General features: G+C 62.3%; 10 protein-coding genes. 6 read left to right on the top strand and 4 right to left on the bottom strand.

All coding sequences use genetic code 11. From position 1 onward, the window contains the following. Nucleotides 1-88: 88 nt before the first annotated feature. Complete coding sequence (locus EAO39_RS07615) at nucleotides 89-463, bottom strand: nuclear transport factor 2 family protein (protein ID WP_240466920.1); 375 nt, start codon at nucleotides 461-463, stop codon at nucleotides 89-91. A 9-nt stretch (nucleotides 464-472) separates the two neighbouring features. Beyond that, entirely contained in the window at nucleotides 473-1246 is a 774-nt protein-coding gene (locus EAO39_RS07610) for an SDR family oxidoreductase (protein WP_120966866.1), read from the bottom strand. Nucleotides 1247-1402: 156 nt separating this feature from the next. Here EAO39_RS07610 and EAO39_RS07605 point away from each other — a divergent pair, with 156 nt between their 5' ends. Both EAO39_RS07605 and EAO39_RS07600 read left to right on the top strand, forming a co-directional pair. Beyond that, nucleotides 1403-3424 (top strand): NADPH-dependent 2,4-dienoyl-CoA reductase, encoded by a 2022-nt coding sequence (locus tag EAO39_RS07605; protein WP_120966865.1) that lies wholly within the window; start codon nucleotides 1403-1405, stop codon nucleotides 3422-3424. Nucleotides 3425-3438: 14 nt separating this feature from the next. Then, nucleotides 3439-5565, top strand: coding sequence for an FAD-dependent oxidoreductase (locus tag EAO39_RS07600; RefSeq protein ID WP_120966864.1), 2127 nt, complete (start codon nucleotides 3439-3441; stop codon nucleotides 5563-5565). A gap of 130 nt (nucleotides 5566-5695) precedes the next feature. Here EAO39_RS07600 and EAO39_RS07595 read toward each other — a convergent pair whose 3' ends face one another. Beyond that, nucleotides 5696-6466 (bottom strand): glucose 1-dehydrogenase, encoded by a 771-nt coding sequence (locus EAO39_RS07595; RefSeq protein ID WP_120966863.1) that lies wholly within the window; start codon nucleotides 6464-6466, stop codon nucleotides 5696-5698. Between the two features lie 96 nt (nucleotides 6467-6562). Next, complete coding sequence (locus EAO39_RS07590; RefSeq protein WP_120966862.1) at nucleotides 6563-7990, bottom strand: coniferyl aldehyde dehydrogenase; 1428 nt, start codon at nucleotides 7988-7990, stop codon at nucleotides 6563-6565. Between the two features lie 117 nt (nucleotides 7991-8107). Here EAO39_RS07590 and EAO39_RS07585 point away from each other — a divergent pair, with 117 nt between their 5' ends. The 4 genes from EAO39_RS07585 to EAO39_RS07570 all read left to right on the top strand — a co-directional run bounded on the left by EAO39_RS07585 (nucleotide 8108) and on the right by EAO39_RS07570 (nucleotide 12039). Then, complete coding sequence (locus EAO39_RS07585; protein WP_240466919.1) at nucleotides 8108-9442, top strand: MFS transporter; 1335 nt, start codon at nucleotides 8108-8110, stop codon at nucleotides 9440-9442. 23 nt (nucleotides 9443-9465) lie between these two features. Then, nucleotides 9466-10302 carry an SDR family oxidoreductase gene (locus EAO39_RS07580; RefSeq protein ID WP_120966860.1) on the top strand — a complete coding sequence of 279 codons (837 nt, stop codon included), beginning with the start codon at nucleotides 9466-9468 and terminating at the stop codon, nucleotides 10300-10302. Nucleotides 10303-10372: 70 nt separating this feature from the next. Next, on the top strand, nucleotides 10373-10780 hold the full coding sequence (locus EAO39_RS07575) for an EthD domain-containing protein (protein ID WP_120966859.1): 408 nt from the start codon (nucleotides 10373-10375) through the stop codon (nucleotides 10778-10780). Nucleotides 10781-10926: 146 nt separating this feature from the next. After that, a complete protein-coding gene (locus EAO39_RS07570) occupies nucleotides 10927-12039 on the top strand; it encodes a Rieske 2Fe-2S domain-containing protein (protein ID WP_120966858.1) in 1113 nt (370 codons plus the stop codon). Nucleotides 12040-12046: the final 7 nt, after the last annotated feature.

Here is a 12046-nt window from a genome sequence, read left to right as displayed (position 1 = left end):
TGCAATCAGCGCTTCACGCTCTTAAACAAGGAGCATAAAAAAGCACTCCCGCTGCAGCACCTGCTGCGCCGGGAGTGCTTTTTTTGATTTACGCCGCGTGGATATTGGGCTTGCCGAACAGCGCACGCATGCTGATCACCTTGCCTTGTGCATCGAAGACAAAGTGATCGATGGGCGCAATCGTGGTCTTGCGTCCCTGGTATTCAAAACTCACGGTAAAGGCAAATGCGGCCTCGTTCTGCGTGACGCGAATTTCGCCCTGCAATTCCACCACCAGCGCCAGCTTCAAAGACTCGGCATAAAACGCACGAATGGCCGCAAGACCCTGCTTGGGCGGCGAGCCCACAGGATCTTCCACCACGGCCTCTTCGGCGTACAAGGCCACGATAGCGTCCAGATCCGCAGCGTTGAGCGCCGCCACATAGCGGCGCACCACCTCCTGCATATGCTCCAGCGTATTCATGGCCGGCACTCAGAACTGGGTGGGACGCATCAGTGCATCTATGCCACCATCCACGCACAGCTGGGCACCGTGCACATAGCTGGCCGCATCGCTCATCAGAAAGCCGACCACGGAAGCCATCTCCGCAGGCTCGGCGCGGCGACCCATGGGCGGGATGAACTTGGCAATGGATTCGCCATAGCGCGGGTCCTGCAGGCCGGCTTGCAGCAAAGGCGTATCGGTTGCGCCAGGGGCCACAGTATTGAGGCGCACGCCCGCCTTGCCCCAGACATCGGTGCGCTTGCGCACTGCAACGGTGAGCGCATTCTTGGTGCCGGCATAAGCCAGGTTGCCGCCGGCTTCGCCAGCGCCCACCACAATGGCCTGGGCCTTGGCTTCCTCGCCGGCTTCCAGCGCCGCTGCCAGCGGGTTCTTGTCCCAGGGCAGATGGGCCGAGGCTACCGAGGAAATCACCACCGCCGCCGGCTTGCTGCCTTTTTGCAGAGCCGGCAAAAAAGCGTCGAGCAACTCGACCGCGCCAAAGTAATTGACGGACACCACCTTGCCCACCGGCTGGGTTTGCGGGCCCAGGCCGGCGCATAGCACCAGACCATCGAGTGCGCCGCCGGTCAGCTCCAGCGCATGGCGTATGGCCTGCTGGCGCCCCTCGGGCGTGGACAGATCGGCGATGACTTCGGCATCGCGGATATCGATGCCGATCACACGGCGACCTTCAGCTTCCAGCAATTTGCGTGTGGCCGCACCGATACCGGTTGCGCAACCACTCATGACGATTGTCGACATGTCTCCTCCTGTTTTGTCGAATTGAATAAGGCCAGCACACATCAAAACCGAGCCTAGATGCAAGCACCACATTCAAACGGACGATGTATTTGCCCCAAGGGGAATTTAGTGTGGAGATTCTTAAACTGAAGCAGCTCGTATTCAGTCGTCTTTGCCATGAAATTCCCTCACCTTTTCCAGCCCATGCAAGTCGGGCATCTCACATTGAAGAACCGGATCATCATGGGCTCCATGCATACCGGGCTGGAAGACCAGGACCAGGGCTTTGAGAAGCTGGCGCTTTTCTATGGCGAACGTGCCAGGCAGGGGCTGGATCTCATCGTCACCGGCGGCTTCGGCCCCAACCCGTATGCCCTGGGCATGCCCGAGCATGCCCAGCACTCCACACTGTACCTGCCCGAGCAGGTGGACCAGCACCGCCTGATCACCGAAGCGGTTCACCGGGAAGGCGGCCACATACTGCTGCAAATTTTGCATGTGGGCCGCTACGACCATGGCAGCGGCGGCGTCTCGCCCAGCAGCGTGCTCTCCAAGCTCAGCAACCGCAGCTCGCGCGAGCTCTCCCACGCACAGATCGAACAGATCATTGCCGACTACATACACTGCGCCCAGCTGGCCAGGGAGGCCGGCTATGACGGCGTGGAAATCATGGGCGGCGAAGGCTATCTGATCAACCAGTTTCTGGCGCCTTTCACCAACTTCCGCGAAGACCAGTGGGGCGGCGATGCCAACGGCCGCAGCCGCTTTGCGCTGCGCATCGCGCAAGGCATACGCCAGGCGATTCCCGACAACTTCGTGCTGAGCTTTCGCCTGTCGCTGATGGATCTGGTGGAAGACGGCGGCCACTGGAACGAGGTGCTACAGCTGGCCGGACAGCTGGAAGCGGCCGGTGTGGACCTGTTCAACACCAGCGTGGGCTGGCACGAGGCCCGTGTGCCCACCGTAGCCATGGTCGTGCCGCGTGCCGCCTTCAGCTGGGCCGCCGAGCAGCTCAAGCAGGCCGTATCCGTGCCGGTGGCGGCCAGCAACCGCATCAACACGCCCCAGGTAGCCGATGCACTGATTGCCGCCGGACATGCGGACATGGTGGCCATGGCCCGCCCTTTTCTGGCCGACCCGGCCTTTGTCAGCAAGGCCATAGCAGGCGATGACCAGGCCATCAACACCTGCATTGCCTGCAACCAGTCCTGCCTGGATCGCATCTTCACCCGCCAGCAGGTCAGCTGTCTCGTCAACCCCCGCGCCTGTCATGAATGGGAATGGCCGCAGGACAAGACGGCCAAGCCGCTGGCCATTGCCGTGCTGGGCACCGGGCCTGCCGGCCTGGCCTGCGCACGCGAAGCGGCCGAGCGCGGCCACACGGTGACCATGTTCGAGAACCGCGCCCGCATGGGCGGACAGCTGAATCTGGCCAAGACCATCCCCGGAAAAGAGGAAATGGGCGAGACGCTGCGCTACTTCCAGCATGAAATCACGCGGCTGGGCATTGCCGTCAAACTGGCTACACGGCCTTCGATGGAGGAGCTGCAAGGCTTTGACCATGTGGTGGTCGCCACCGGCGTGGTGCCAAGGCGCAGCGGCATTGCCGGCGAGAACCATGCCAAGGTCATCGACTATGTGGAGGCCATACGCTCGCCCGGCCAGATAGGCGCACGCGTGGCCGTGGTGGGTGCCGGCCCGCTGGGCTTTGATGTGGCCGAGCTGCTGAGCCACCAAAGCACAGCGGACGAGGGCAGCGTGCAGGCCTATCAGCAGGAATGGGGGGTGGACCCCCAGCGCCAGCACCGCGGCGGCGTCAAGAAAACGGAAAAAGCCGGCTCGCCACGCGAAATCTGGCTGCTGCAGCGCAGCAAGTCCCTGCCCGGCAGCCAGTTGCCCACCACCACCGGCTGGATACGCCGCAGCCGGCTGAAAGCCAAGGCCGCCCGCATGTTCAACGATGTGCACTACATACAGATCGACGACAACGGTCTGCACCTGAGCATTCGCGGCGAACGGCGCGCGCTTTCGGTGGACCATATCGTGGTCTGCGCCGGCCAGGAGGCCCATGACCCATGGTCGGCCAAGCTGCAAGCCCACAACATTGCGCACACCGTGATTGGCGGTGCGCGCGACGCTCACAAAATTGACGCAGCCCGCGCCATCAGAGAAGGGGCCGAACTCGGCCGAAAACTTTAGGAGACAGACAAAAAATGAACAATCCCCACGCCTCACTGCTGCAAGCGGGCCGCATCGGCTCCATGGAGCTGAAAAACCGCATCGCCATGGCCCCCATGGGCGAGAACTTCGGCAGCGACGACGGCATCTGCGGCGAAAGAACCCATGCCTATTACGAAGCCCGCGCCAAGGGCGGCACCGGCCTCATCATCATGGGAACGACCGCCATCTCCTGGCCCTCGGGCACCAGCGAACCGCATCAGCTGGGCATTTCCGAAGACTATTTCATCCCCGGTCTGGCCGAAGTCACGCGCCGCGTCCATGCCCACGGCGGCAAGGTGGCCGTGCAGATCAACCACAGCGGCAAAGTGGCGGCCCACGACAGAGCCTGCGGCCGCGAGATGTGGGTTTCGTCCATTCCCCCTCAGGGCCCGGTGCCCGAGGCCATGCGCACCATCACACCCAAGGAGTTTTCCACCTTTGTCGGCGTAGGCCCCTACCCGGATCGCTACCGCGTGATGGACAAGGCCGATATCGCGCAAATGGTCGAATGGTTTGCCGCCGCCGCCCTGCGCGCCAAGCAGGCCAATTTCGATGCGGTTGAAGTGCATTGCGCACACAACTACATGATTGCCAACTTCCTCTCGCCCTTCTTCAACAGCCGCAGCGACGAATACGGCGGCAGCTACGAGAACCGCAGCCGCCTGCTGCGCGAAGTGCTGACCGAGGTGCGCAAGCGCGTAGGCCCCGACTACCCGGTCTGGGTGCGCATAGACTCCGAGGAAATGCACACGCCAGGCGGCATCACCATGGAGGAAGCGCTGCAGACCGCCAAGCTCTGCGAGGAGTTAGGCATGGATGCCATCAGCGTCTCGGCCTATGCGCGCATGCCTACAGGTACGGCGTTTACCGACGCCCCGATTCCGCAAAAGCCCAATGCCTACCGCCAGTTTGCCGGCCAGTTCAAAAAAGCCGTGAAGATCCCCATCATCTCGGCCGGCCGCTGGGAACTCGATGCCGCCGCCGAAGCCGTGGCAAAGCAGGAAATCGACTTTGTGGCCATGGGCCGCAAGCTGCTGGCCGAGCCCGATCTTGCCCACAAGCTGCAGGCCAATGCGGCCCAGGACGTGCGCCCCTGCATTTACTGCTATGCCTGCGTCAGCGAGATCTTCATCAACCGCGGCATCAAATGCGCGGTCAATGCGCAGACCGGCCACGAGTTCGAAGCGCCGATCACGTTTGCAGAAAAGCCCAAACACATTCTGGTCGTGGGCGGCGGCCCTTCCGGCATGGAAGCGGCCCGTGTTGCTGCCTTGCGCGGCCACCGCGTCACGCTGGTGGAACGCAGCGACCGCCTGGGCGGCACCCTGTTCTTCGCCGCCCTGGCCTACCCCGAAAACGGGCATCTGCTGGACTATCTGGTCAAGCAGATGAAGCACCCGCAGATCGAGGTGCGCCTGAACACCACGGCCGATGCCCCGCTTATCGATGCCTTGAAGCCCGATGAGATTTTGGTGGGCACGGGCGCCAGGCGCGCCGCACCCGCCATTGCCGGCGCCGACCAGAACCATGTGTGGAGCGGCGACGAGCTGCGCCGTCTGATGACCGGCGACCGCGCCGACGAAGTGGCCAAGGCCAAGCTGAGCCTGACCGAGCGCGCCATGTTCAAGGCCGGCGGCATGCTGGGCGTGACCGACAGCACGGCGGCGATTCAAGGCCTGTCCAAGCTGTGGATGCCCCTGGGCAAGAAGGTAGTCATCGTGGGCGCAGGCCTGGTGGGACTGGAGCTGGCCGAATTCCTGCTCGAGCGCGGCCGCGAAGTGACGGTGCTAGACCCCGGCACCCACCCCGGCAGCGAGCTACCCATCGTGCGCCGCTGGCGCGTGTATGACGCCGTCAAGGCCCACGGCAAGCTGCAGATGCAGGCCCAGGTGACGCGGATCGAGCGCAAACAGGTGGTCTGGACCGACAAGGAGGGCCAGGAGCAGTGCACGGCCGCCGATTCCGTGGTGCTGGCCATTGGGGCCGAGCCCGACGCCAGCGTCAGCGAGCAGATCCAGAGCATGACGCCGATTGCCGTGCGCCGCCTGGGCGACTGCGCCGATCTGGGCTATATCGAAGGCGCCATGCACTCCGGCCATCACGCGGGCCGTACAGTTTGATTTTGATAGCTAAAACTGCAATAGCTATATAGGCTACATGCGGTTTTGGCTTGAAATTTCACCTTGAACCACTGTCGGCATAAAAAAGGGACCCGCATCGGGTCCCTTGTTCATGGTCTCTGGAACGCGCTCAGAAATTGGGCGCTTCTACGCCGCCGTCCACTCCCAGCACCTTGCCGGTCACCCAGCTTGATGCGGGGCTGGCCAGAAACAGTGCTGCGGCAGCGATGTCTTCGGGCTGACCCAGGCGCGCCATGGGCGTGGTGGCATCCATGCGGGCCTTGCGCTCTGGCGTGAGAAAAGGCGCCAGCGCGTCGGTCATGATGGTGCCGGGCTCAATGGCGTTGATACGCACCTTGGGGCCGTAATCCTGTGCCAGGCAGCGCGTCATCTGGTTGAGCGCCGCCTTGGCTGCAGCATAGGCGCTGAAGTATTTTTGCGAATAGCGCGCAGCGGTGGACGAGATATTGACCACGGTGCCGCCGCCTGCCGCTTCCATCGCCACGGCCGCCTTCTGGATCAAGGTATAGGCGGGCACCACGTTGAAAGCCAGCATGTCGCCCACGGCCTTGCCGCTGACCTTGCGCGGATCGTTGGGGCCGCCGCCACCCACGTTGTTGACCAGCACGGTGAGCTTGCCCAGCTCGGCGACGGTGCGCTGAATCAGCTGCTCCAGATCCTGCTCCTGGTTCACGTCACCGGGCACGATGATGGCACGACGACCCAGGGCCTGGATCTCGGCTTGCACGGCTTTCAGATCGGCTTCGGTGCGCGCAAACAAGGCCACATCGGCACCGGCCTTGGCCAGCATCACCGCACATGCACGGCCAATGCCTTTGCCGGCACCGGTGACGATGGCGACCTGTCCTTCCAGCGAGAACTGGCGAAAAACTTCCTGCATTCAACTTCCTTCAAATGGTTGCAAGCAGACCCATGGTCTCTAACAGCGTGCAAAAAGCATCGGCCAGATGGACCATGGGCCTCGACTGAATTGGCTTCAAGGCGTCACGGCCGCCTTGAGCATCTGCAGGAACTGCTCGTTATAAGGCGGCAGCATGCCCCACTCGCGGCGCGGATCATGGTTGCCGGCGCGGTAGATGGAGCGGGCATGGCTGAACTCCAGAAAACCTTCATGGCCGTGGTAGTGGCCCATGCCTGAAGTGCCCACGCCGCCAAATGGCGCATCTTCCAGCGCCGGGTGCATGACCACATCGTTGATGGAGACGCCGCCGGACAAGGTGTGATCCAGCACCCAGTTCATTTCCGCTTCGTCCGTACCAAAGTAGTACAGCGCCAGCGGATGGTCGCCCGCATTGATCTGCGCCACGGCATCACGGATGTCGGCAAAAGTGCGCAGAATCAGGGCCGGGCCGAAGATTTCATGTTGGGCGATTTCGCTGTCTGCGGGCGGGTTGATCACCAGACTCAGCGGCAGGCGGCGGTCAACACCTTCGGCCGAGACCGCGCCCACATCCACCACACGCACACCACGCGACCTGGCATCCTGCACATAGCCGCTGACGCGGGCGTGGTGGCGTTCGTTGACTACGGGCGTCAGATCCTGGTTGCCGGTGATGGCCGGGTAAAGCTGTGCGTACAGGGTCGCTATGCCTTGCAGCAGCTCTTCCAGACGCGACTCCTGCACCCAGACCACATCGGGCGAGACGCACAGCTGGCCGGAGTTGAGCGACTTGCCCACGGCAATGCGCTCGGCGGCATTGACCACATCGGCCGAGTTGCCCACCAGCACCGGCGACTTGCCGCCCAGCTCCAGCGTCACGGGCACCAGATTTTTAGCGGCAGCGGCCATCACGGCGCGGCCCACATTGATGGAACCGGTAAAGACCAGGTGGTCCCAGGCCTGTTCGGAGAATGCGGCGGAAACCTCGGGGCCGCCCACCACCACGGACAGCACCTGGGGATCAAAGCGCTTGGCGATGGCCTCTGCCAGCACTTGCGCCGTGCGTGGTGCAATCTCCGAAGGCTTGAGCACGGCACGGTTGCCGGCAGCAAAAGCGCTGGCCAGAGGGGACAGCAGCGTGAACAGCGGCGCATTCCAGGTGCCAATGATGCCGACCACGCCCTTGGGCTGGTACTTGACCCAGGCGCTGGCACCAAAAGTATCGAAAGGCTTGACGCTGGGGCGGCTCGAATCAGGCATCCACTGGCGGAAACTGTCACGCGCATGCTTGAGCGAGGACAGCGAGCCCAGCACATCGTTGGCCAGGGAAAACACGGCAGGACGCCCGCCAAAGTCTTCACCCATGGCGGCACACAACTCATCCTGGCATTCCACCAGCAGATCGATCACCTGCTGCAGACGGGCGGCACGCACCTCGGCGCTCACCGCCCCCTCTTCAACAAAAGCACGTTGCTGGACCTCCAGCACTTGCTGGATGGAAAAAGAATGCGCAGATTGCGTCATGGTTGTCCCCTTGAAATCTAATAAGTAGAAGAAATGCCATAGTGTGGTGCCCGCATGACCTGGGCGTCGTCCAAAAAGACGATGGCGTAACCCTGATGCCAGCGCACGATGCCCCGCATGAGCACACCCCACACCCCACCTGTAGTGAACTGGCGCACCCACCTCAGCCTTGCGCTGTTGGCCCTGGTCTATATTTTTTCATTTATCGACCGGCAGGTTCTCTCGATTTTGCTGGAGCCCATCAAGCATGAGTTTGGCGCTTCGGACACACAGATGGGCTTGCTCACCGGTCTGGCTTTCGGTTTGCTTTACGCAGCCCTGGGTATTCCCGTAGGCCGTTTGGCCGACACCCACAACCGCCGCAACATCGTCGCCGTGTGCTGCGCCATCTGGAGTCTGGCCACCATGGCCTGCGGCTTTGCCACCCAGTACTGGCATATGCTGATCGCCCGCATGAGCGTGGCCATTGGAGAAGCCGGCGGCATGGCACCCTCGATTTCCATCGTCTCGGATGCCTACCCGCCGCAAAAGCGCTCCTTCGCCATCAGCCTGTTCATGATGGGGCCCAACCTGGGCACGCTGCTGGGTCTGGTGCTTGGCGGCATGGTGGCCCAGTACTACGGCTGGCGCTCGGTGTTTCTGTTCTTCGGCATTCCCGGCGTGATTCTGAGCCTGTTCGTCTACCTGCTGGTCAAGGAACCCAAGCGCGGGGCATTCGAAGCGCCTGCGGCCAAAGCCGCCGCTGCAGCACCTGCCGCGCCGCGTGAATCCATGTCGCGCCAGGTCTGGCGCCTGCTGGGCATGAAGCCCATGCGCTATATCTGCTTTGCCTGCGGCATGGCCGGCATCGCCGGCTACGGCTACGCGGTGTGGGCGCCCAGCTTTTTCATGCGCATTCACGGCATGAGCATTTCTCACGCCGGCCTGGTGTTTGGCCTGGCCAGCGGCCTGGGGGCCGTGTTTGGCGCCATGTTCTGCGGCTGGCTGTCCGACAAGCTCAGCCAGCGCGACGCCCGCTGGCAGCTGACCCTGGCCGCACTGGGAACCCTGTGCGCCATTCCCTCGGGGATTGCCGTGTTCTTCTGGCCCGAAGCCGACTTCTGGATGGTGGGCAGCATCAAAGTGCCTTATGCCATGGCGTTTGCCATGCTGTTCGGCTTTTTCGGCAGCTGGTTTGCCACGCTGTCCTATAGCGCCGTAAGCCAGATGGTGAAATCTGCGGAGCGCAGCGTGGCCGCCGCCCTGCTCAATCTGTTCATGACCTTGCTGGGTGTGGGCATGGGCCCGCTGGTGACCGGAATTCTCTCCGACTACTTTGCCAAGACCCATGGAGCAGACGGCCTGCGCTGGGCGCTGATGGGCGTGGTGTCATTCCTGGCGCTGACGGTGATCTTCTTCGCCCTGGCCATCACCCCCTACAAACAGCGTCTGCAGCAGCTGCAGGCCGCATGAGCCACGCTTTCGGAAGCTTCGCAATGACACAACCCGTAGTCCTCATTACCGGCGCCAGCCGCGGCATCGGCGCCGCCACGGCCATTGACTTTGCCCGCAAGGGCTGGCGCGTGGCTATCACCGCACGCACCTTGAACGAAGGCGCACAACTGGAGCACCAGTTGCGCCTGCCCAATGGCCAGTTACTGGCGGGCAGCCTGGCCTCCACAGCCCAGGCCATTGAAGCGGCTGGCGGCGAAGTGTTTGCCCACGTCATGGACCTGATGGATCTGAAGTCTCTGGACACGGCCGTCGATGCCGTGCTGCAGCACTTTGGCCGCGTGGATCTGCTGATCAACAACGCCGTCTACCAGGACCGCGAAATCAACGACTTGATTCCCGCGATCAGCGTGGCCTCGCTGGAACGCTCCATGCAGGGCAATGTGATTGCCCCGTTTCACCTGGCCCAGCGTCTGCTGCCGGCCATGGTGGCGCAAGGCGGCGGCCGCATCGTCAACGTGTGCTCGGCCGCAGGCCAGTACAACCCGCCGGTGCCGGCGGACCAGGGCGGCTGGGGCTTTGCCTATGGCGCCTCCAAGGCCGCCATTGCACGCCTGGCCGGCTGCATCAACACGGAATACAAGAGCCAGGGCGTGCGCGCCTTCAGCGTCAACCCCGGCGTGGTCACCACCGAGGCCGTCAAAGCCACGCTGGGTGACGATGGTGTACTGGCCCAGCGCTACGGCGCAGCCACGCCCGAGGAGATCGCGGCGGCCCTGTTCTGGCTGGGCACCGAAGACGACGCCCTGCCTCTGGCCAAGGCCTACACCATGATCGATCTGCAGCCCCTCTACAAAGAGCGTGTGGCAGCCACCGTCTGATCAAGCCAGATAGGAACGGCAGTTGTCCCTGAAGACATGCCGCTGAATACGTCAACACAAGGAGGAACAGATGTTCAAATGCATCGCGCTGCTCAAACGCCGCCCTGACCTGAGCAAGGAGCAGTTCGTGGACTATTACGAGAATCACCATTCGGTGTTGATCCGTTCCCTGTTCCCCGAGATCCTGGAATACCGACGCAACTACATCGATTTGCAGGGCCTGTTCCAGTTTGATGGCAGCGCACCGATTGACTTCAACTCGGTCACAGAGATGTGGTTCAAAGACAAGGCCAGCTATGACCTGTTCATTGAAAAAAACCACGATCCGGAGACGGCACGCCGCATCATGGAAGACGAACTCAATGTCTTTGACCGATCCGCCACACGCATGTTTGTTGTGGATGAACACCGATCAGCGATAGACGCTCAAGACGGGAAGTCCCAAACACTCATGCAGCACCTTCCCTCTCCATTCTGAGCACGCACTCACACAGCATTACGGGCAAACCCTGAGCAGTTTGCGGCAGATCAAAGCCATGCATTCACTCGTCCAAACAGAGTATGCGTGGCGCTGCCCGCTCCACGAAGATCAATCCGTCAAAAACTAAACACGGAGACTCTGCAATGGCAACCACGAAGGACTATCGCCTCGGTGAATTCACCTACCCACGCGGCTGGTTCATGATTTCAGAAGCCAAGGCGCTGGACACCCACAAGCCCGTGGCTGTGCGCTTCTTCGGTCAGGACTTTGCGCTCTACCGTGGCCGCGAAAGCGGCAAGGTGATTTTGCTGGACGCCTACTGCCCCCACATGAAGACCCACCTGGCTGCGCCCAACACCACTAGCTACGTGGTGATCGACGGCGGCGGCAGCAACGTGGAAGGCGATGGCATTCGCTGCCCTTACCACGGCTGGCGCTTTGGCGCGGACGGCAAGTGCAATGACATCCCCTACCACGACGGTGCCATCCCTGCGGCTGCGGCCGTCAAGAGCTGGAAGGTGGTCGAGCAGTACGGCGCGATCTGGGTCTGGTTTGACTCCGAAGGCGGCGAGCCTGAATTCGATCTGCCCCGCTTTGAAGACTGGGATGACGCGACCTATGTCAACGGCGAATGGGACTATCTGGGCGAGCTGAACCAGCACCCCATGGAAGTCGTGGACAACATCGCCGACTACGGCCACTTGAGCCCCATTCACGGCTCCACCGTGGCGCGCTTTGAAAACGAGTTCAAGGGCCATAACGCCATTCAGCGCCAGTGCGGCGGCCACCGCACGCTGGTGGGCGAAGGCGGCGCAAGCTCCGATCTGCACACCGACACCTGGTACCACGGCCCCGGCATTCTGGTCTCCAAGGTCAGCGGCATGTTCAACTCTTTCATGATGATCATGCACACGCCCATCGAGGACGGCAAGATCAAGGTCTGGCACAACCTGCTGGTCAAGACCGCGCACGGCGGCCTGCCCGGCAAGGCCGATGTGGTGGCCGCCAAGCAATTCCAGGAAGCCAGCCGCCTGGCCTTTGCCCAGGACTTCGAAGTCTGGTCGCAAAAAGCTCCTTGCCTGAACCCGCTGTTCATCCCCAGCGACGGCGCCTTCCTCAAGGCCCGCATCTGGTACAAGCAGTTCTACAACCCCCGCGCCAAGACCCAGGACTATCTGGAGCAATGCGAAGGCAAGTACGTGCCCAAGGGCATGGTGGCCTACACGCAAGACAGCGAAGAGTCCGTCACCGCCTAAGCATGCA

It is taken from the genome of Comamonas sp. lk (assembly GCF_900564145.1).
Taxonomy (GTDB): Bacteria; Pseudomonadota; Gammaproteobacteria; order Burkholderiales; family Burkholderiaceae_C; genus Comamonas.
The sequence above is the reverse complement of the archived record's forward strand: the minus strand, read 5'-3'. Positions and strand labels throughout refer to the sequence as shown.

Excerpts from the sequence above, each read along its gene's own strand:
- EAO39_RS07615 (WP_240466920.1), bottom strand. The coding sequence starts at position 463 with ATGAATACGCTGGAGCATATGCAGGAGGTGGTGCGCCGCTATGTGGCG.
- EAO39_RS07610 (WP_120966866.1), bottom strand. The coding sequence starts at position 1,246 with ATGTCGACAATCGTCATGAGTGGTTGCGCAACCGGTATCGGTGCGGCC.
- EAO39_RS07605 (WP_120966865.1), top strand. The coding sequence starts at position 1,403 with ATGAAATTCCCTCACCTTTTCCAGCCCATGCAAGTCGGGCATCTCACA.
- EAO39_RS07600 (WP_120966864.1), top strand. The coding sequence starts at position 3,439 with ATGAACAATCCCCACGCCTCACTGCTGCAAGCGGGCCGCATCGGCTCC.
- EAO39_RS07595 (WP_120966863.1), bottom strand. The coding sequence starts at position 6,466 with ATGCAGGAAGTTTTTCGCCAGTTCTCGCTGGAAGGACAGGTCGCCATC.
- EAO39_RS07590 (WP_120966862.1), bottom strand. The coding sequence starts at position 7,990 with ATGACGCAATCTGCGCATTCTTTTTCCATCCAGCAAGTGCTGGAGGTC.
- EAO39_RS07585 (WP_240466919.1), top strand. The coding sequence starts at position 8,108 with ATGAGCACACCCCACACCCCACCTGTAGTGAACTGGCGCACCCACCTC.
- EAO39_RS07580 (WP_120966860.1), top strand. The coding sequence starts at position 9,466 with ATGACACAACCCGTAGTCCTCATTACCGGCGCCAGCCGCGGCATCGGC.
- EAO39_RS07575 (WP_120966859.1), top strand. The coding sequence starts at position 10,373 with ATGTTCAAATGCATCGCGCTGCTCAAACGCCGCCCTGACCTGAGCAAG.
- EAO39_RS07570 (WP_120966858.1), top strand. The coding sequence starts at position 10,927 with ATGGCAACCACGAAGGACTATCGCCTCGGTGAATTCACCTACCCACGC.